Annotated in this window: 20 protein-coding genes and 1 pseudogene; 17 read left to right on the top strand and 4 right to left on the bottom strand. The window is 52.3% G+C overall.

All coding sequences use genetic code 11. From position 1 onward, the window contains the following. The 7 genes from WCG50_RS10485 to WCG50_RS10515 form a co-directional block, all read left to right on the top strand. Window positions 1-1,004: KamA family radical SAM protein (locus WCG50_RS10485; protein WP_336899545.1), on the top strand; the 1,004-nt coding region annotated here is incomplete at its 5' end. A gap of 14 nt (window positions 1,005-1,018) precedes the next feature. Continuing rightward, entirely contained in the window at window positions 1,019-2,056 is a 1,038-nt protein-coding gene (locus WCG50_RS10490) for a zinc-binding dehydrogenase (RefSeq protein WP_336899546.1), read from the top strand. Window positions 2,057-2,059: 3 nt separating this feature from the next. Further along, window positions 2,060-3,124, top strand: coding sequence for a hypothetical protein (locus WCG50_RS10495; RefSeq protein ID WP_336899547.1), 1,065 nt, complete (start codon window positions 2,060-2,062; stop codon window positions 3,122-3,124). Continuing rightward, complete coding sequence (locus tag WCG50_RS10500; RefSeq protein WP_336899548.1) at window positions 3,121-4,677, top strand: lysine 5,6-aminomutase subunit alpha; 1,557 nt, start codon at window positions 3,121-3,123, stop codon at window positions 4,675-4,677. Before WCG50_RS10495 ends, WCG50_RS10500 begins: the two co-directional genes overlap by 4 nt. Next, window positions 4,670-5,425, top strand: a complete 756-nt coding sequence (locus tag WCG50_RS10505) for an OAM dimerization domain-containing protein (RefSeq protein WP_336899549.1) — start codon at window positions 4,670-4,672, stop codon at window positions 5,423-5,425. The genes WCG50_RS10500 and WCG50_RS10505 overlap by 8 nt, the downstream gene beginning before the upstream one ends. Window position 5,426: 1 nt before the next feature. Then, window positions 5,427-5,840, top strand: a complete 414-nt coding sequence (locus WCG50_RS10510; RefSeq protein ID WP_336899550.1) for a hotdog domain-containing protein — start codon at window positions 5,427-5,429, stop codon at window positions 5,838-5,840. Between the two features lie 17 nt (window positions 5,841-5,857). Further along, window positions 5,858-6,679 carry a 3-keto-5-aminohexanoate cleavage protein gene (locus WCG50_RS10515; RefSeq protein WP_336899551.1) on the top strand — a complete coding sequence of 274 codons (822 nt, stop codon included), beginning with the start codon at window positions 5,858-5,860 and terminating at the stop codon, window positions 6,677-6,679. A 4-nt stretch (window positions 6,680-6,683) separates the two neighbouring features. Here the strand turns inward: WCG50_RS10515 and WCG50_RS10520 are convergent, their stop codons facing one another. Further along, the gene (locus tag WCG50_RS10520; RefSeq protein ID WP_336899552.1) at window positions 6,684-7,388 is read right to left on the bottom strand and encodes a YggS family pyridoxal phosphate-dependent enzyme; all 705 of its coding nucleotides are present in this window, start codon (window positions 7,386-7,388) and stop codon (window positions 6,684-6,686) included. Window positions 7,389-7,423: 35 nt separating this feature from the next. On the opposite strand from WCG50_RS10520, the gene WCG50_RS10525 reads away from it, so the two are divergent. The 4 genes from WCG50_RS10525 to WCG50_RS10540 are packed head-to-tail and all read left to right on the top strand — an operon-like array spanning window position 7,424 to window position 11,226. Next, complete coding sequence (locus WCG50_RS10525) at window positions 7,424-8,467, top strand: type IV pilus twitching motility protein PilT (protein WP_336899553.1); 1,044 nt, start codon at window positions 7,424-7,426, stop codon at window positions 8,465-8,467. 40 nt (window positions 8,468-8,507) lie between these two features. Continuing rightward, window positions 8,508-9,137 carry a cyclic nucleotide-binding domain-containing protein gene (locus tag WCG50_RS10530; RefSeq protein WP_336899554.1) on the top strand — a complete coding sequence of 210 codons (630 nt, stop codon included), beginning with the start codon at window positions 8,508-8,510 and terminating at the stop codon, window positions 9,135-9,137. An 18-nt stretch (window positions 9,138-9,155) separates the two neighbouring features. Then, window positions 9,156-10,292 carry a PilT/PilU family type 4a pilus ATPase gene (locus tag WCG50_RS10535; protein ID WP_336899555.1) on the top strand — a complete coding sequence of 379 codons (1,137 nt, stop codon included), beginning with the start codon at window positions 9,156-9,158 and terminating at the stop codon, window positions 10,290-10,292. 19 nt (window positions 10,293-10,311) lie between these two features. Further along, on the top strand, window positions 10,312-11,226 hold the full coding sequence (locus WCG50_RS10540) for an NAD(P)-dependent oxidoreductase (protein ID WP_336899556.1): 915 nt from the start codon (window positions 10,312-10,314) through the stop codon (window positions 11,224-11,226). 6 nt (window positions 11,227-11,232) lie between these two features. On the opposite strand, the gene WCG50_RS10545 is transcribed toward WCG50_RS10540, so the two are convergent. From WCG50_RS10545 to WCG50_RS10555, 3 genes and pseudogenes are all read right to left on the bottom strand, one after another. Then, entirely contained in the window at window positions 11,233-11,877 is a 645-nt protein-coding gene (locus tag WCG50_RS10545) for a BON domain-containing protein (RefSeq protein WP_336899557.1), read from the bottom strand. Beyond that, window positions 11,874-12,467, bottom strand: a complete 594-nt coding sequence (locus WCG50_RS10550; RefSeq protein WP_336899558.1) for a phosphoheptose isomerase — start codon at window positions 12,465-12,467, stop codon at window positions 11,874-11,876. The genes WCG50_RS10545 and WCG50_RS10550 overlap by 4 nt, the downstream gene beginning before the upstream one ends. 55 nt (window positions 12,468-12,522) lie before the next feature. Next, window positions 12,523-12,624 (bottom strand): annotated as a pseudogene (locus WCG50_RS10555) (YraN family protein); the annotation flags it as partial. A gap of 810 nt (window positions 12,625-13,434) precedes the next feature. On the opposite strand from WCG50_RS10555, the gene WCG50_RS10560 reads away from it, so the two are divergent. The 6 genes from WCG50_RS10560 to WCG50_RS10585 form a co-directional block, all read left to right on the top strand. Further along, entirely contained in the window at window positions 13,435-15,006 is a 1,572-nt protein-coding gene (locus tag WCG50_RS10560; protein WP_336899559.1) for a methyl-accepting chemotaxis protein, read from the top strand. 15 nt (window positions 15,007-15,021) lie between these two features. Further along, window positions 15,022-16,137: a GGDEF domain-containing protein gene (locus WCG50_RS10565; protein ID WP_336899560.1), complete on the top strand. Its 1,116-nt coding sequence runs from the start codon at window positions 15,022-15,024 to the stop codon at window positions 16,135-16,137. A 459-nt stretch (window positions 16,138-16,596) separates the two neighbouring features. Beyond that, the gene (locus WCG50_RS10570) at window positions 16,597-17,550 is read left to right on the top strand and encodes a hypothetical protein (RefSeq protein WP_336899561.1); all 954 of its coding nucleotides are present in this window, start codon (window positions 16,597-16,599) and stop codon (window positions 17,548-17,550) included. After that, window positions 17,550-18,191: a hypothetical protein gene (locus WCG50_RS10575; protein ID WP_336899562.1), complete on the top strand. Its 642-nt coding sequence runs from the start codon at window positions 17,550-17,552 to the stop codon at window positions 18,189-18,191. The genes WCG50_RS10570 and WCG50_RS10575 overlap by 1 nt, the downstream gene beginning before the upstream one ends. Before the next feature lie 375 nt (window positions 18,192-18,566). After that, entirely contained in the window at window positions 18,567-19,310 is a 744-nt protein-coding gene (locus WCG50_RS10580) for an FRG domain-containing protein (RefSeq protein WP_336899563.1), read from the top strand. Window positions 19,311-19,597: 287 nt separating this feature from the next. Next, a partial coding sequence (locus tag WCG50_RS10585; protein ID WP_336899564.1) for a hypothetical protein occupies window positions 19,598-20,473 on the top strand: 876 nt, incomplete at its 3' end.

Raw genomic sequence — 20,473 nt, forward strand, 5'->3', positions numbered from 1 at the left:
AGTTTGCCATTGCCATCACGCCTTACATGGCCAAACTGATGGACCGCGACGATCCAAACTGCCCGATTCGCCTTCAGTACATGCCCTCACACCATGAAGAAACCAAACCCGGCTTTGCTACCTCGCTCGACCAGCTGGGCGAAGAAGGCGACACTGTGCCGGGCACCAGCGTGGTTCACCGCTACCCGCGCCGTGTGCTGTTTCTGGTGTCCAACACCTGCGCCACGCTGTGCCGCTTTTGCACCCGCAAGCGCATGGTGTCGCAACCGTCGGGCTCGGTACACAAGGATGAGATTGAGTTGTCCATCGACTACATCGCCAGCAACACCCAAATTGAAGACGTGCTGCTTTCGGGCGGTGACCCTCTGACTTTTACCGACGAACGCTTGGACTACATTCTGGGCGAATTGCGCCGCCGCGCGCCCCATGTGCGCTTCCTGCGCATTGGCTCACGCATGGTGGTGCAATTGCCAACCCGCATCACACCCGAACTGTGTGCCGTGCTGGAAAAGCACCGCGTGCAGATGATCAACATCCACATCGACCACCCCAAGGAAATCACCCCGCTGCTGCGCCAGCGTGTCAAGATGATCCAGAAAGCCGGCATCATGATGGGCCTGCAAACGGTGTGCCTGAAGGGTGTGAATGACAGCGTGGAGGTCATGCGCGACCTGTTCATGCAATCTATTGAGATGGGTGTTCGCCCCTACTACGTGTACTCGACAGACATGGTCGAGGGCGCCGCCCACTTTATCGTGCCGCACCGTCGCATGCTTGAGTTGTACGAAGGTTTGCGGGGCTGGATCAGCGGCCCGGCCGTTCCGACCTTTATCGTGGATGGCATGGGTGGTTTGGGGAAATTACCCATCATTCCTAGCTATGTGCGCGAAGAGCCCTTGCTTGACGGCAGTGGCACGACCATCAAGTGCCGCAACTATGCTGGTAAAACGGTAGAAATGCCAGGCCTGGGCCAGGACTACAGCCTGCCCACCCAAAGCAACTAAGGATCAGACGCACCATGAAAATTGGATCCCCCTACGGCACGCACCGCGTGATTGAACCTCTTGGCGTGCTGCCGCAAGGCGCCTGGAAAATCGACAACACGATGGAGATCGCTGACAACGAGATATTGATCGACGTGACGGCCCTCAACATCGACGCCGCCAGCTTCACGCAGATCAAACAAGAAGCCAACGGTGACGAAGCGCGCGTGGCAGACATCGTGCGCGGCATTGTGGCCCAGCGCGGCAAGCACCACAACCCTGTCACTGGCTCAGGTGGCATGTTGATCGGCACAGTGCTGGAGATTGGCTCTGCACTGGCCAACACCTGCCCGCTCAAAGTTGGCGACAAAATCGCTACCCTGGTATCGCTTTCGCTCACCCCCTTGAGGATTGATGAAATCACCAAAATTCACATGCACAAGGACCAAATCGAGATCAAGGGCCGCGCGATTTTGTTCGAGACCGGCCTCTACGCCAAGCTACCCACTGACATTGACGAAAAAATGGCGCTGGCTATTTTGGATGTAGCGGGTGCCCCGGCACAAACCGCGCGCCTGGTCCAACCCGGCGACACCGTGGTGGTGATTGGTGGCGGTGGCAAGTCGGGCACGCTGTGCATTTACGAAGCCAAAAAACGCGCTGGCGTTACAGGCTGCGTGATCGGTGTCTCGCCATTTGAGAAAGATTGCCAGCGCATGAAGTCGCTTGGCTGGGCTGACCACACGCTGCAGGTAGATGCCACCCACGCGCTGGAACTCATGGACGCCGTGGCAGGGGTAACGCAGGGGAAAATGGCCGATGTCGTGATCAACTGCGTCAATATTCAGAACACCGAGATGGGCAGCATATTGGCGACACGCGAACACGGAAAAATTTACTTTTTCTCGATGGCGACCAGCTTCACGGCCGCCGCCCTCGGGGCTGAAGGCGTGGGCAAGGACGTTGAAATGATTGTCGGCAACGGCTACGCCACGGGGCACGCCGAACACGCGTTGGCTTTGCTGCGCGAAAGCCCCCAGTTGCGGCAGTTGTTTGAAGACCTCTACGTCTGAACCATGACCAGTACGCTTTGGCAACGTATCCAGACCAGCGGCATGAGCAGCCTCGCGGTCATGGGCATGACCAAGAACACGGGTAAAACCGTGGCCCTGAACCACCTGCTGGCACAGGCTGCGACGGCGCAGGTGGCGATAGGCGTCACCTCGATCGGGCGTGACGGGGAAGACCGCGACCAGGTTTTCTTTATCCCGAAACCCCCGGTCGTGGTCTGGCCCGGCACACTGGTTGCCACCGCACAGGCCACCTTGCAGCGCGCCAAAGTTCGCTACAAATTGATTGATTCGGCGGGGATTGACAGCCCGATGGGAGAAGTTGTGGTCGTCAAGGTGCTGGAACACGGTGAGATGGAAATCGCCGGGGCCTCGCGTGGCAGCGACCAGCGCAAGGTCATCGGCCGACTCAAGCAATGTGGCGCTGCGCTGGTGCTGCTGGACGGGGCGTTGGGGCGCAGCCAGCACGCCTCTCCGGCTATTGCCGATGGCGTGATGCTGGCCACCGGTGCGGCCATGGGTGGCAGCATGGCTGATGTCATTCGCAAGACCCGCGACCGACTGGCCATTTTGGGCATTGCCCAAGCGGATGAGGCTACGCGCACGCTTTGTGAACCCGTGTTGTCACAGGGCGGCGTTGCCATCTGGAACGGCCACGGCGAGGTGCAGTTTCAGGCGAACATCGCGACCCTTAATGCCGGCGAAAAACTGCTTGAATACATGGACACTGACTTGGCCACTATTGCCCTCAGTGGGGCGGTCGGGCGCTCCCTCTGGCAAGCGCTGATGAAACTGGCGGAGCGCCACCCGGGTTTGACGTTGGTGGTGGCGGATGGCACCAAGCTGTTTGTGGAGAACGCCGATCTTTTGGCATTTCACAAACTGGGCGCGCAATTACGGGCCTACCGTGGCATCAACATGACAGGCATCACGCTCAACCCCTACTCACCCATGGGCGGGAGCTTTGTCGCTGAAGAATTCCTCAACGCCGCACGGCAGGCCTTTGCCGGCTATGACGTCAGTGATGTGATGTTGGAACACAAGATTAAAAATAATGGAGCAATAGGATGACTCAACTGACTTTGGATCAAGCGCAAATTGACCGCGCACGCGACTCGGCAGGGCGCATTGCGCGCCAGGTGTTTGACGAGATGAGCCAGTTCACCACCACCACGGTGGAACGCGCCACGCTGCGCCTGCTCGGCATTGATGGTGTGGATGAAAATTACGTGCCACTGCCCAATCGCGTGGTCGAACACCTGCAAGCACACAACCTGCTGCAGCACGGTGCTGCAACCGCCGTGGTGGCAGCCATGCAAGCACACAACTTGACGGCCCAACAGGTCGCCGAAGCGGTCACTGCAGGCACATTGACACTTACGAGCCCCAAAGACGAAGCCGCCACCCGCACAGCCACCGAGGCGCTGGCCCGCACGGCCTGCGAGCACATCGCCGGGCAGCGCGCCTACCGTACCGACAAGGTCAAGACGCTGGGCGAGGGCCAGGCGCCGTGGCTTTACCTGATCGTGGCGACTGGCAATATTCATGAAGACGTGGTGCAAGCCCGCGCAGCGGCCGAGCAAGGCGCCGACATCATTGCGGTGATCCGCTCCACCGGCCAGAGCCTGCTGGACTATGTTCCGTTTGGCGCCACCACCGAAGGCTTTGGCGGCACCTACGCCACACAAGAGAATTTCAGGCTGATGCGGGCTGCGCTGGATGAGGTAGGAGAAAAAGTAGGACGTTACATTCGCCTGACCAACTACTGCTCCGGCCTGTGCATGCCCGAGATCGCCGCCATGGGCGCGATGGAGCGCCTGGACATGATGCTGAACGACTCGATGTACGGAATCATCTTCCGTGACATCAACATGAAGCGCACCTTCATCGACCAGTTTTTCTCGCGCATGGTAAACGCCTATGCCGGCATCATCATCAACACCGGCGAGGACAACTACCTGACCACTGCCGATGCCTATGACGCGGCACACACGGTGCTGGCCTCGCAACTGATCAACGAACAGTTCGCCTACCTGTCAGGCCTGAAACCGGCGCAGATGGGATTGGGCCACGCGTTTGAGATTCACCCTGAACTGGAGAACGGTTTCTTGTGGGAACTGGCCCATGCACAGTTGGTGCGCCAGGTGTTCCCCGATGCCTGCCTGAAGTACATGCCACCGACCAAACACATGACCGGCAACATCTTCAAGGGCCATGTGCAGGACGCGTTATTCAACATCGTGAGCACCGTGACACAGCAAAACATTCACCTGCTGGGCATGATGACCGAGGCCATCCACACGCCCTTCATTCAGGACAGATTCCTCGCCATCCAGAATGCCAAGTATGTGTTTAGCACCATGAAGGACCTGCATTCCGAAATCGAATTCAAACGGGGTGGCAAGATCGAGTTGCGGGCGCAAGCGGTGCTGTCTGAAGCGGCTGATATGCTGGCCAATATCGAAAAAATTGGCCTTCCCGGTGCGATTGGTCAAGGCATGTTTGCTGAAATTTCTCGCACCCCTGAAGGCGGCAAGGGCCTGGATGGCGTGATCCCCAAAGCCGACAACTATTACAACCCGTTCCTGCACCTGATGCTGACCCAAGGACTGCCAAATGAGTGATACCCAAACAACACAACAATGGGTCAAGCCCTATGGCGACACGCTGGGCGACGGGCGCGTGCAACTTTCGTTCACGCTGCCGGTGGCGCTGGACGAAACGTCCAAAGAAGGCGCCAAACGTTTGGCTGCCATGATGGGGCTTAATGAGCCGGCCGTGGTGCACGCTGAAGACATGGGCCAGGGCTTCAGTTTTTATGTCGTCTACGGTCAATGCAAGCACCAGGTCGATCTGTCGAGTTTCCAGGTCGTCAAGCCGGAATACGAGGTGATGGACAAGGACGCCATCAACGCGCTAATTGCCGAAAAAATGGGCCGCCGCATGGTGGTGATTGGCGCCACGATCGAGACCGACGCCCACACCGTCGGCATCGACGCCATCATGAACATGAAGGGATTCAACGGCCACAAGGGGCTGGAGAGTTACCACGAGATTCGGGCCATCAACCTCGGGGCACAAGTCGATTCCGAGGTGCTTGTGGCGCGGGCGATTGAAGAGAAAGCCGACGTGATTCTGGTCTCGCAAGTGGTGACGCAAAAAAACATTCACCTCGACAACCTCACCAAACTGTCGGACCTGCTGGAAGCAGAGGGTCTGCGCGACAAGGTGATTCTGGTGGTGGGCGGGCCGCGCATCAGCCACGAGTTGGCAAAAGAGCTGGGCTACGACGCGGGCTTTGGCACCAAATCGTATGCCGAAGACGTGGCATCCTTTGCCATTCACGAATGGATTCACCGAAAGGCTGCTTGATATGGAAAACACCACCTTGGAAAACTTCACCAGCCTCATCCGCCTGCGCATGAGCGCGCACGATGCCCACTACGCCGGCCATTTGGTTGATGGCGCCAAGATGCTGCACCTGTTTGGCGATGTGGCCACTGAGTTGCTGATCCGCAGCGATGGCGATGAAGGTTTGTTTGTGGCCTACGACAACATCGAGTTTTTGGCCCCTGTTTATGCCGGGGATTACATCGAAGCCACCGGGCGTATCGTGTCGATGGGCAATACTTCACGAAAAATGGTGTTTGAGGCGCGCAAGGTCATCGTCCCCGCCGGCATTAACGGCCAGGCCTCGGCAGCCGATGTGCTGGCAGTGCCGATCGTGGTGTGCAAGGCCTCGGGCACCTGCGTCGTCCCAGCACATTGCCAACGCATCAAACGCTAAACAGAACCTACTTCCCTATGCAAAAACTCATCATCACCGCCGCATTGACGGGCGCAGAGGTCACCCGAGCCCAGCAACCGGCGCTACCGATCTCGCCCGAAGAAATTGCGCAAGCAGCTGCGGAATGCGCCCTGGCGGGTGCATCGATCGTGCATGTGCATGCGCGCAACCCGGACGGTAGCCCGACGCAGGACAAGGCCATTTACCGCCAGATCATCACCGCCATCCAAGCCCGCTGCGATGTGATCGTGCAAGTTTCCACCGGTGGCGCGGTCGGCATGACGCCGCAAGAGCGCCTGGCCCCGGTCACGTTGACGCCAGAAATGGCGACCCTTTCCATGGGCACGGTCAACTTTGGAGACGGTGTGTTCATGAACCACCCGTCTGATATGGAAGTTTTTGCGCAGGCGATGCGCTTGCATGGCGTCAAACCTGAGCTTGAGATTTTTGACTCTGGCATGCTCACCGCCGCCCTGCGCTGGTTGAAAAAAGGGCTGATTGACAGCCCGCTGCATGTTGATTTTGTGCTCGGTATTCCGGGCGGCATGGCCGGCACCGCCGAGGCGCTGATGTACCTGAGGTCGCAATTACCCCCAGATGCCACCTGGACCGTGGCCGGCATCGGGGCGGCACAATTGCCTCTGGGTGTGATGGCCATCCTGCTCGGAGGCCATGTTCGCGTCGGTTTTGAAGACAACGTGTTTTACAGCAAAGGTGAGTTGGCCAGCAGCAACGCACAACTGGTGTCGCGCATCGCACGCATCAGCCAGGAGATGAATCGCCCGGTTGCCACGCCCAAGGAGGCCCGCGCCATTTTGGGAATGGCTCCGCGAGGTTGAGGATTTAGCCTGTTGCGGCGACTGCATAAGTGCGGCCCCCAAAGATGGCGCTGCCCACGCGCACCATCGTGCTGCCCTCGTGGAGGGCGGCCTCCAGATCGGCGCTCATGCCCATCGACAAGGTATCAAGCGCCAGACCCGCTGCATTTAATGCATCAAATACGGCTCTAGCCCCCGCGAATAAAGCGCAAGCAGCTATAAAGTCAGGAGCAGGCTCCGGAATACTCATAATCCCTCGCAAACACACGTTAGGCAAGGCCACCACACCTTGTGCCAGCGCCAGCGCATCGGCAGGCAGCACGCCCGACTTGGTGCTACCGCCATCTGAATTGACCTGAATGCACACCTGCAGCGGTGGCAAATGGGGGGGTCGTTGCTCGCTCAGGCGTTGTGCAATTTTCAGGCGGTCCACCGTATGAACCCAGTCAAAGTGCTCGGCCACCAGGCGCGTCTTGTTGCTCTGGATCGGGCCGATGCAGTGCCATTGCAGCGGCAAGTGGCGCAGCTGGGTTATTTTTTGTACTGCCTCCTGAATGTAGTTTTCACCAAAGGCGGTTTGCCCTGCGGCATAGGCGGCCGTCACCGCCTCGGCGCCAAACGTTTTGGAAACCGCCAGCAGCGTGACTTCTTTGGGGTCACGGCCTGCAGCACGGCACGCCATGCTGATTCGATCGTGTACTGTTTTAAGGTTAATGGCAATCATGGTCATAATTGCTCCAAGCGTAACAAACGATCGGGAACCTCGTGGACATTACCCAATTACTGGCCTTCAGCGTCAAAAACAAAGCCTCTGACTTGCATCTCTCTGCGGGTCTGCCACCGATGATTCGTGTGCACGGTGATGTGCGGCGCATCAACGTGGAGGCACTGGACCACAAGCAGGTGCACGCCATGGTGTACGACATCATGAACGACGGACAGCGCAAAACCTACGAAGAATTTCTGGAAATCGACTTTTCATTCGAAATCGAAGGTCTGGCGCGGTTTCGGGTCAACGCCTTCAACCACCACCGTGGTTCCGGCGCAGTTTTTCGGACGATTCCCAGCAAAATTCTGACGCTGGAGCAGCTCAACTGCCCCAAGATTTTTTCAGATCTGGCACTCAAGCCCCGGGGCATGGTGCTGGTCACGGGCCCCACGGGTTCCGGCAAGTCCACCACGCTGGCAGCCATGGTCAATTTTTTGAACGAGACCGAGTTCGGCCACATCCTCACGGTGGAAGACCCGATCGAGTTTGTGCACGAGTCCAAAAAATGCCTGGTCAACCAACGCGAGGTCGGGCCCCACACATTGAGCTTTGCCGCTGCGCTGCGCTCTGCCCTGCGTGAAGATCCGGACGCCATTCTGGTGGGCGAAATGCGCGACCTGGAGACCATCCGGCTGGCCATGACGGCGGCTGAAACCGGTCACCTGGTGTTTGGCACGCTGCACACTTCAAGCGCTGCCAAAACCATCGACCGGATCATCGACGTGTTTCCGGGTGAAGAAAAAGAAATGATCCGCGCCATGTTGTCTGAATCGCTACAAGCGGTGATCTCGCAAACGCTGTGTAAAACCAAGGACGGCCAAGGCCGGGTGGCGGCGCATGAGATCATGCTCGGCACCAGCGCGATTCGCAACCTGATCCGCGAGGCCAAGGTGGCACAGATGTACTCCAGCATCCAGACCGGCAACAGCGTCGGCATGCAAACGCTGGACCAAAACCTGTCCGACCTGGTCAAACGCAACATCATCAGCCCATCGGAAGCCCGCTCGAAGGCCAAGATTCCTGAGAACTTCCCTGGTTGATCCCAGTCAAGCCATCCCCGCCAACCTACTGGAGTGTGCAATGAAAGGAATCCTCGGACTCCTCAGGCTAAAAAGCAAACCTGAACCGACTGAAGACCGACTCGACTCGATGATGTTCACCACCGCCTTTGCCGGGCTCGGGGTGGACGAAGGACTCTTGGTGCCTTGGGAGGCCCGCGCCGTTGAGGTGGGCGCCACCAAATTCAGTTCTGCCAAGGGAACCAAGCTGCTGCAAGCTTTGTGGAGCAAAGACAAGTTCATGTCCCAGCTCGACAACGATGCCATTGCACGGATGGAGCGTTTTTTTGTATTCAACAGTGTCGCAGCCAACCGCGACATCATCCGCCAGGAAGAATATGGCAATTTCATGGTGGTACTGCTCAGCGGCAGGGTGGCCATTGACCGTCTGCAACCCTGGGGCGAGCGCATGCGACTGGCCGAAGCCGTTCCCGGCGAGATTCTGGGCGAAATGTCGCTCCTCGACAGTGGCATGCGTTTTTCAGTCTGCACCACGTTGAGCCCTTGCGAAATTGCAATACTCGATGCCCAAGCCATGGATGACATGCTGACGGCAGACCCCACTCTGGCGGCCAACCTCATCGCCTTGCTGGCCCGCAAGCTGTCGCTGCGTTTGCGCGTCGTCAGCGCCCGACTCAGCGACAAAAAATAACCGACTGGAGCCTGACACATGGAACGCGATCAAGCCACCAAGTTCGTTAACGATCTGCTCAAACTGATGACCAGTCGTAATGGAAGTGATTTATTCATCACCGCCGATTTCCCACCGGCCGTCAAGGTTGACGGCAAGATTACCAAGGTATCGCCCCAACCCCTTAACGCCGGCCACACCATGGCGCTCACCCGTTCGGTGATGAACGACAAACAGGTGGCCGAATTCGAGCGCACCAAGGAATGCAACTTTGCCATCTCGCCACCGGGCGTGGGGCGTTTTCGCGTCAACGCATTTATGCAACAAGGCAAAGTTGGCATGGTGTTGCGGGTGATTCCGTTGGCGGTGCCCACCATTGACGGCTTGGGTGTGCCCCAGGTCCTCAAGGATGTGGCTGTGTCCAAGCGCGGCCTGTGTATTTTGGTGGGCGCCACCGGCTCCGGCAAATCAACCACGCTGGCGGCCATGGTCGACTGGCGCAATGAGAACTCGTTTGGTCACATCATCACCATTGAAGACCCGATCGAGTTCGTGCACCCGCACAAAAACTGCGTGGTGATGCAGCGCGAGGTGGGCGTTGACACCGACAGTTGGGGTGCCGCGCTGAAAAACACCTTGCGCCAAGCCCCGGACGTGATTTTGATGGGTGAGATACGTGACCGCGAAACCATGGAGCATGCGGTGGCTTTTTCAGAAACCGGCCACTTGTGTCTGGCCACCCTGCACGCCAATAGCGCCAACCAGGCGCTGGACCGCATCATCAACTTCTTCCCTGAAGAACGGCGCTCGCAACTCCTGATGGACTTGTCACTCAACCTCAAGGCCATGGTGTCCCAGCGTCTGATCCCGAAGCAGGATGGCCGCGGCCGCACCGCCGTGGTCGAGATCATGCTCAACACCCCGCTGATTTCCGACATGATCTTCAAGGGTGAAGTCACCGAGATCAAGGAAATCATGAAGAAAAGCCGCAACCTCGGCATGCAGACCTTTGATCAGGCCTTGTTCGATGCCTACGAGTCCAACCTCATCACCTATGAAGATGCGCTTCGCAATGCCGACTCGCTCAATGACCTGCGCTTGCAGATCAAGCTCAACAGCCAGCGCGGCAGAACCCAGGACCTGAGCGCGGGCACCGAAAATTTCGCCATCGTTTAACCCAGCAAAGCACCCAGACATGACCAACATTGCCGCCAAGACCTACGAACCCACCCCTTCCCTCAAAGTCGCCTTTTTAGGACTGGGTGTGATGGGCTACCCGATGGCCGGACACTTGGCTCGGGCGGGTCACCAAGTCACTGTTTACAACCGGACCGCTGCAAAATCTGTAGCATGGTGCGCAGAATTCACGGGGGCTAGAGGCATAAAACATGCTCAAACGCCAAGACTGACGGCGCAGCAGGCCGATATCGTTTTTTGCTGCGTCGGCAACGACGACGACTTGCGCAGTGTGACCTTGGGCGCTGATGGCGCCTTTGCCGGCATGGAAGAAGGCGCGGTATTTGTAGACCACACCACGGCCTCGGCCAGTGTGGCGCGCGAGTTGTATACCGCGGCTAAAAACCTGGGTCTTCACTTTATCGACGCCCCCGTTTCGGGCGGCCAGGCAGGCGCTCAAAACGGCCAGCTGACCGTGATGTGCGGCGGTGACCCCGCTGCCTTTGACAAGGTGCAGCCCGTGGGCATGGCATTTTCCAAAGCATTCACCTTGTTAGGCCAAAGTGGCGCGGGCCAACTGGCCAAGATGGTGAACCAGATTTGCATCGCCGGACTGGTGCAGGGCTTGAGCGAAGCGATTGCCTTTGGCCAGCAAGCCGGGCTGGACATGAATCAGGTGCTGGATGTGATTGGCAAGGGTGCTGCGCAAAGCTGGCAGCTCGACAACCGGGGCAAAACCATGGTCGCCGATAAATTCGATTTTGGTTTTGCGGTGGACTGGATGCGCAAAGATCTGGGCTTGGTGCTGGATGAAGCCAAGCGCAACGGGGCACGCCTGCCAGTCACCGCCCTGGTAGACCAGTTTTATGCCGATGTTCAGCACATGGGCGGCCAGCGCTGGGATACCTCCAGCCTGATCAAACGGCTGAAGTAAATCTGATTATTTTTTCGCTTCGTTAGCGGCCGGTTTTGGCAACATATTCGTTAGTTCATCTTCACTGATGATTTCCAGAACCCGAACCACTTTTTGAACGCCTGGGGTGCTGCGGGCCACCTCGGTCGCACGGTCAGCCTCGCGCTGGGTCACCCGACCCATCAGGTAGGTTGTGCCGCGCTCGGTGGTCACTTTAAAGGCATTGGCAAACAGGTCTTTGGCATCGACCAAACCTGCTTTGACGCGGCCTGTGACCAAGGCATCTGACGAGCGTTGAGTGAAAGTGGCACTCCCCAAAACGGCGATCTCGTTGACGATCGAGCGAACATTCTCAACCTTTGAGATCACTTGCTCCACCAGTTGCTTGTCTTGCGCATTCGGCACCTCGCCGGTCAGCAGTACTTGGCGGTTGTAGCTGGTGAGGTTGACATGAACACGGTCGCCCAGGTTATCGCTGATGCGACTGGCCCCCTTCATTTCAATGCCTTCGTCTTCAATCTGGGTGCCGGATGTACGACGGTCGGTGGCCATCATGGAGCCCACTACGGCGCCACCAATGATGATGGGCGCGCAGGCACTCAGGGTGCCGCCCAGGCACGCCGTCAGTGCCAACAGAGCAATAAGTTTTTGAGATTTAAATTTCATGGTCATGGTTCCTGGTCTCCAAGTAACTGGGCATCGACAGCGTCGCAAATACAGTGCAGGGCCAAGATGTGAACCTCCTGAACCCGGGCGGTGCGATCGCTGGGCACACAAATGTGCACATCGGTATCGCGCAGGGCATGGGTCATCTTGCCGCCGCCGCGCCCGCTTAAGCCCACCACCACCATTTCCCGCTCATGGGCGGCTTCAATGGCGGCCAGTACATTGCCTGAATTTCCGCTGGTTGAGATAGCCAGCAGCACATCACCCGGTTGACCGAGTGCGCGCACTTGCCGTGAAAATATGACACTAAAGTCATAGTCATTGGCAATGGCCGTAATGATGGAACTGTCGGTGGTCAGCGCAATGGCAGCCAACTCGGGCCGTTCGCGCTCATAGCGCCCCACAAACTCGGCAGAAAAATGCTGGGCGTCAGCGGCAGAACCGCCATTGCCGCAAGCCAGCACTTTGCCGCCACTGGTGACGCAGGTCAGCATGGCTTGTACGGCCGCTGCGATGGGTTTGCTCAAGGATTGCGCCGACTGGTATTTCAAGTCTGCGCTGTCAATAAAGTGTTGTTGGATTCGTTGCTCTAGCATCCGTCAATGATACCTGCCCTGTATGTATCAAACCGTAGCTTCCCAGTGCGGCAGCTCAGTACGCATCAAAAGCCGCTTGCAGCCACTCAATGCCACCGGACTCCAGCAGCACCACATCAAATCGGCAAGGTGGCGGCTCTCTCAGGCGAACTTGGTATGACAATATTTTTTATGCTATATAACCTGTATGACTGACTGAAATCGATGTATTTCATAGCTAAGAAACCTAAAAGTCTCACAAGTTAGGGAACATATTTCCGACATTGTGTGATATTAATGCTTCAGGAAGCCCTCCAAGGGAGGTTATGTCACAAAACATAGAGAGCATTTATCGGCTAACACCAGACGCTGCTCAAGTGCCCCTCAACCGAAAATTCCAGCATCCTCTAATAAACGAACTCATTCGATGTTTCATTTGAAATCGCGCACCTTTGACAAGCTGCAGAAGGTTGCCCAATCGGATTGGGTGCGGTGACTGAAATATCTGGCACCAGTTTTAAAACCAAGCGTGATTACTTTTGGTAACGGTCGTTGAGCACCTCTAGAGGGTGCCTCTCAGAAATAGTCACGTAAAGTGACTATGACAACCAAAAAGTGGGTACTGGAGCATGTGTTTCTACTACCGGTCAAGACCCTTAGCGGTCAGCCAACTTGCCGAAATGCCTGCCAGATAGCTGGCATTGGAGTCACGATTTGGCTGGCATAACCTGTCTGTCAAGGGAGGCAATAGGGCGTTATGTTGAGTTGGCGGCTGGGCACTGGTGCCAAATATCAGTGCCTTAAAGACGCGACGACGCATTGCCGAAATTTGGGCCTGAGGTGCCGTAGAGCGGAGACATAACATTTCCTGTCTTGTTCGCACGAACCTACCAGGGGTGGCTGTGTAACTTCAATAAGCTATTATTAATTGTTGGTTTTTTAATACTTGGCCAAGCAAAACCCATTCCCTTGACCCTGGAAAAAATTGATGCGCAACAATCTGCCCGTTAGTCAAACTGAATACGTCTTGCGTGACGGAGATATCCTGGTTTCCACCACGAATCTGACTGGGCGCATCACCCATTGCAACCACGGCTTTGTTCATGCCAGCGGTTTTGACTATAACGAACTGCTCGGTCAGCCGCACGACATTGTTCGCCACCCCGATGTGCCACCAGAAGCCTTCAAAGACCTGTGGTCCACCATCGGGCGTGGCCGTCCATGGACCGGCATTGTCAAGAACCGGCGTAAAAACGGGGACCATTATTGGGTGCAAGCCAATGTGACGCCGGTTATGGAAAACGGCAAACCCAAAGCCTACATGTCGGTTCGGATCAAACCCAGTCGCGAACAAATTCAGGCTGCACAAACACTGTATGCCCTGATTGCGCAGCAACGCAGCAGCGGCAATACCTCCTTCAGACTGCACGCGGGCAAGGGTCGCCCATTTGGGTGGCGAAACAGCCTGGCCAAATTAAATCGCATGAGCTTGCGTGGACGAGCTGGCTTGGGCTTGATCGCGTTGGTGTTGCTGACGCTGTCGCCGGTTTGGTTTTTTGGCGCACAAGGTGTCGCTACGGTCGGCTTGATGCAACTCGCTGCCGGGCTGCTGAGTGCCAGCGTGTTCTGGCATTGGTTTGGCACGGTTGTCACCAGCCCATTGAGGGATGCGCATCAATTGGCCAACGAGCTCGCGTGCTGCAACCTTGACGGCAACACCGAATACAACGCCAACAGCCCCTTGGGTTCTTTGATGCGCAGGCTGTGGCTCATTAAATTGAACATGCGGGCCATCGTTTCAGATGTCCGAGCTGAGGTGGTTGGCCTTACACACGCCGCACAGGCGATTGTTCAAGGCAGTATGGAACTATCTGAGCGGACGGATTCCCAAGCTCTGGAGGTCGAGAAAACGTCGGCGGCTGTGGAAGAGATCTCGGCTACGGTAGGCAATACTGCCGATACCGCCAGCAGCTTGGCTAGTTTGAGTTCGCAGGCGAGTTCGGAGGCCACTGCAGGCGCCATTTCCATTGATCATGTCTCCGATTCGATGCGCCAGATAAAAACATCTTCCAGCAGCATCACCGAGATTGTCGGCGTGATTGAGCAACTGGCCTTTCAGACCAACCTGCTGGCCCTCAATGCGGCCGTTGAAGCCGCGCATGCAGGCGATCAAGGACGCGGCTTTGCCGTGGTTGCGACCGAAGTCAGAGCCCTGGCGCACCGCAGCAGCGCAGCGGCCAAGCAGATTCGTGACTTGATTCTGACCTCTGCCAGCCAAGTCTCCGAAGGCAGCAATACCGTCGATGCGGCTGGCGACACCATTCGCAAAGCAGTGGAGCAAGTGCACCTGGTCACGCAGCGACTTGGAGAAATTACCTTGGCCACCAGGGAAGAGTCGCTTGGCGTGGCACAAATCAGTTCAGCCATGCAGTTATTGGATGATGTCACCCGCCAAAACGCCAACCTGGTGCAGCAATCCTTGATGGCATGCGACGCACTTTCAGCCAGGACGGACACCCTGACCAGAGCGGTCGCAATTTTTTCGATGCATACCGTTTGAACGGGAGCTAAGCCGATGGATGCGTTTCAATGGGATGAGTGTTTCGTAACAGGCCAAGCAGTGGTAGATGAACAACATCACGAGTTGGTCAACATCATGAACCGCTTTGGCGATTTATTGACACAACCGGGTGGTACCTCGCAAGACGAGGTTGACCGTGTGTTCAGCGAATTGGCCGACTATTCAAAGTTTCACTTCAGCGAAGAAGAGGCCATGATGCGCGCATCCGGTCTTGACGGGCGTCATGTCAAACATCATTGCGAGGCACATGCCAAGTTTTTGGAAGACGTGACTCAGATGCACGCAGCAACAGAGCATGCCAATTATGAGTCCGCGAGTAAATTGCTGACGTTTTTGACCAACTGGTTGGCGTATCACATTCTGGGCACTGACCAACATATGGCCATGCTGTTGACTGCTATCAAAGAAGGCAAGTCACAGCATGAGGCTCATTTGGCCGACCAAAAAAGCAAAGATCCAGCCACGGCAACGCTGTTGCGCTCCATGACGACCCTGTTCAAGCAGGTGACAGAGAGCAACCGTTCTTTGCGGGAACTCAATCAGACTTTAGAGGCCCGAATCGAGGCTCGAACCAGTGAGCTCGTAACCATGAACCATCAACTTGAAAACATGGCTATGACAGATGTGTTGACGGGGCTACCCAATCGCCGCCATGCCATGCGTTGTCTGGAGAATTTTTGGCATCAATCCACTAAATCGGGTACCCCACTGGCGTGCATGATGATTGATGCCGACGGTTTTAAGGTCATCAACGACAGTTTCGGTCATGAAGCCGGTGATGAGGTGCTACGTGAATTGGCCCGCTGTCTAAAGCAGGCGGTTCGCAACGACGACGTGGTTTGTCGCTTGGGTGGAGATGAGTTTTTGATTCTGTGCGATCAGACCTCCTTGGCCGGGGTAAAGACCAGTGCAGAAAAATTGCGCCGGGATGTCTCGGAATTACGCGTTTCAGCTGGTGGTGGCTTCTGGCAAGGCAGTGTTAGCGTGGGTGTCGCAGAACGGACACCATCAATGGCCCTTTTTGATAACTTATTGAAACTGGCAGATGATGCCGTCTATGTTGCCAAACGCAACGGGCGCAATTGCGTGGCAGCGGTTCAGGGTATTTGAACGGTATTTTTTTATTGAAATAGTGCCCGTCAAACGGTAGTTTTCTAGACACCACTGAACCATGCTCAGGAACCACCCTTTTTGGGGCATTCATGTTCATCAACTCATACGCAAATCAAGGTGAAGTAAACGTATGAGTTGACCAGTCACTGAACTGGACTTCCCGTAACCTGCCTGTCGTCGACGTCTTTTAACGCTGCCTTGCAGGTTCACGTTTTTCTCCATTGCAGCCGTTCAGTTTGAAGGTCAGGTACGGAGAAAAGCGGCGGACTCTTGCAGACCCTTAGCCGAAATTTGACTTGCTGATCTAGACGCAAGTTAGCGGACTTTGAATGCTATGCTTCTTTGAGCGTCTGTCGTTTGAAACAACAGGGTGTTGGCTCAAGCAAAGATTAAATAGCTAAAGTTATTAAATTAAATTAAATTTATTTAACATAATATAAATTAGGGGGGAATAACGTGAAATCATTGTTGCTCATCACAATAGCGATATTATCCATGCTTTATGGATCAAATATATCAGCGCAAAATCAAAATAGACAAGCTGAGGCTGCATATGAAGTAGCCAAAGAGCAAGTTGAGAGTGCGCAGAGGTCAGAATTTAATCAATCAAAACGAGATTATATTTTAGGACACTCAAGCAAGAATGACTTTGATAATATATTTATTTTTTTTGGAGTTTTTATCGTTGGATATATTTCTTGGAAAATAATAATAGGACGAAAAGAAGATAAAGATTCCGAAGAAAGAATTAGGCACCATTTGGAAAATAATGGCCACTCTGATGAGTATTATGAAGAAATTGAAACAGAGAAAATTAAAAACTTACTGCGATTGATGGGTCAAAAAAGTATTTTCATCAAATTCATTGATGATGAATGCTTTGATTTCAATGTTTTCGCCTCTTTTTTTGATGAAAATATTAATGTATCAAGAAAGTACGGAATACTTTCAGATAAAATAAATTCAACGGCAGATAGGGATGATATTGATTATTTTAATATTTGGAATTCCTGGCGAGAGGATAATAAAAATAACAGAAACAGCCAAAATAGAGTTCTTTTATTAAATCTAACTGAAATCCCAAGTTGTATAAAATATGTGCCAATATATTTTTCGTATCGTGATAGGAGTTCTTGCTATCACCATAATGTAACTATTGGGGTTCAACTCGATGGAATGGAAAGCGAGAATAAAAATTTTTTATATAAGATAGAAAGTTTAGAATCTGATGTCCTAATTAACATAGGTTATCTTGAAAGAATTTCAGATTCTAAGTGGATTTTTGAAAAGACAACTGTTGAAGTTATTAATATAGGAGTTCTTCAGTTTTCAGAAAAACCAAAAGATGAAATACTTGGTATATTTGAAAATTCTTTTCGTGATAAATTAAAAGTTGAAAAAGAAATTTGATGTTTACTGATACAGAGTCAACAAATCTTGGTGTGGCAATAAGCAAATTAATTCAAGAACGCGGTCTGGGATCGCTTACTAAGAAGGACTATGAGCTTTTGGTTTTTCATCACATTTCTACTTCAGCCTCGATGCGATCCGACTGGAACTATGTGCTGGCGAACAAACTGAAAGTTACGGAAACAAAGATCAAGGCGTTGCGTCTAGAGTCCTCCATCCGACATAAGCCAGCAAACCATAAGGCTGTTCTTGGAGAAATTGTTCAGCGCGTTCTTGACGAAATGAGTAAACCGGAGTTTTCAGGCGGACTTGTGTCAATAACCCTGGAAAATCCGATTGATCGTCGCGAATTCGAGTACGCCGTCAAACTTGCAAAGTTTTCTGTTGAATACGGTATAAATCGAGAGATACTTAAGATAGACGCATTGGCACTCTTTGAGATTATTTTCGCAAATGTAGAGAATGCAGAAGCCAGGTTTAAAGAGGTCGTGCAAGCGCACATGCATGTCAAGGGCCGTCAGAAAAGCGTACTTGATGAGTCGCTTACTTTTAGACAGAGAATCAACAAACTAGGTCAGGAACTTACATCCAACGGAGGGGCCGTAGCGATGCTGCGCGCTGGTGTAGGTTTACTTCTGTGAAGCCTTAACGAACGACCGATTCTGGTGAAAATATTCATCACTCTGCAGTATGAGGCCGTTTTCTTCACACCACTGAACCATGCTCAGAAGCCACCCTTGAAAGGGCAGTTCGTTTTCATTAAATCATTCTCAAATTCAAGTGAAGTAAAAGTACGCGGTGGCCAGCCACTGAACGGGACTTCCCATACGATTGCGCACAATGACATTCTTTGCCAGTTTTATTCCATCCGTTCCGATAATCATGGACACCCTCTTCACGAATGAGTTGATGATAAATAGAGCTAGCAATCTTTGTACTTTGTAACTTGTTGACAAAACGAGAGCGGCTATATCGGCATGTGGAAGTCCCTTTCATTAATTAAGTCACTAAAAACAATGACACTGCAGATCGAAAAAAAAGTCAGTTTTCCGATAGTCCACAATGCTGAATCGTTGGCAGATTTTGAAGAGTGGGTGGATCTCGTAAAAGAACAAACAGAAACGACAATTTATCGCGGGCAGAGGAAGGACTTTCCTTTGTTGCCAAATATTTGTCGGGTTGGAACTGCGGATGCATTGCTAGAGAATGAAAGAGCCCTTCTCACTAATTTCAAAAATGAAGCATCTCGATGTTTACAGGTGGTGCCAAATAATGATTGGGAATGGATGGTAGTAGCACAACATCATGGATTACAGACTCGTTTGTTAGATTGGACTTTCGACCCATATATTGCATTATGGTTTGCCCTTGAAAGAGCGTCGGAAATGAATAGTCATCCTGAAGTATGGGTGATGAATCCATTAAAGGAAGATGTTATAGAAAATCCAGGAAATACTCGACCATTTCAGGGTACGCGGACGAAGATATTCAAATCTAACTTTAATATTCCACGTCTAAAGGAACAAAAAGGGTGCTTTGTTCTATTTAAACATTTAAATAAAAATGACTTCGATTTTGTGGCTATTGAAGAGAGTAAAACCCTTGGAGATAGAGTTTCTAGAGTTCGATTTGAAGCTCGTGTAGCAAATAATCTAATGAAGCAGCTGAACGCAATGGGTTATACAAAAAGTCACTTGTTTCCGAATATTGATGAAGTTGCAAAATCAGTTCAAGATCAAGTTCTTAATAATAACTCATAAAGTTGTTATTAGAAATTAATATAATGTTTACGTATTGAGCCGACGTACTTTTACCTGCCAAATGAAGTAATGTACTATCTACGAAAGTAGCACTTATAAAGTTGCATGCGCCGAAATTTTGATTTTACAGGAAATATATAGATTATCAGATAATTAGCTTCGCTGCGTGAGTGTCAACTACGTAGTCTTGCTTTTATGTGTAAAAATCAGAATTTAAAGAGTTTTTTGTAAAAAATAAGAATTCAAAGACGTTTGTAATGGTTGAGCGATATTTGAAAGTTTAAAAATTGGATACTTATATGTTAATTAAATATATATTAACTGCATTTCTTTTGTCATTTTCACTGACATCAATTTCTCAGAATTTGATTGAAAACAAAAAAAGTAAAAAGTCACTGGTGGAGCATAAAATCATAAAACAACCCATTGAAAAAATTAAATGGGAGCCTGGTGTTGATGCTTTTAATAACGAAGAGATACCACCAAAATACGATGGGGCTTCGCCAAAAAAAATAATAGAATGGATTGAATTAAATCCTTCATTAATAGATTCAAAAAAAGGTGAATTTGAAAAACAATCAGATTTTGATAAAAGAATTAAAGCTGAGAAAATTGCAGAAGAAAATAGTCAAGCTAACAATTACAAATATGCTTTTATATTAAATGATGATCGTTTCCAATACGGAAATTATGATGCTGATAAGGAAGTATACATACCAAGATCGTTGATAAATTCATACCTTATTAAATTTGAATCTAGCTACAGTAATTTAGGGTCATATATCGAGTCTAATGCCTATGGTGCGAAAGTATCTATAAACAAATTCTATAATGTAGATTATGGAATAGTATTAAACGTTGATTTATTGAGAAATAGTAACTTATTTGATGTGGAGGGTAGTTCGTTTCGTTTAAATGAGAATTTAAGTTTACCTTTGGATGTAGCTAAAAGGATAGAGACCAGTAATATAAAATTCTTGGTTAGTGGAAAAATTGATTCGAATGGTGTTTCTAGTCATAGTTCATGTATCAAGCCAAAATTTGATAACCCAATGGATGGTTGTTTAGTTACTAAATATTTAATCATTAATGTCGACAGGGTGATTGCATATATTTACTCAACTGGCGAAGTAATTTACAATCAAGACTTAAATATTAGCAAT

The organism is Rhodoferax sp., from assembly GCF_037143375.1.
GTDB lineage: Bacteria > Pseudomonadota > Gammaproteobacteria > Burkholderiales > Burkholderiaceae_C > Rhodoferax.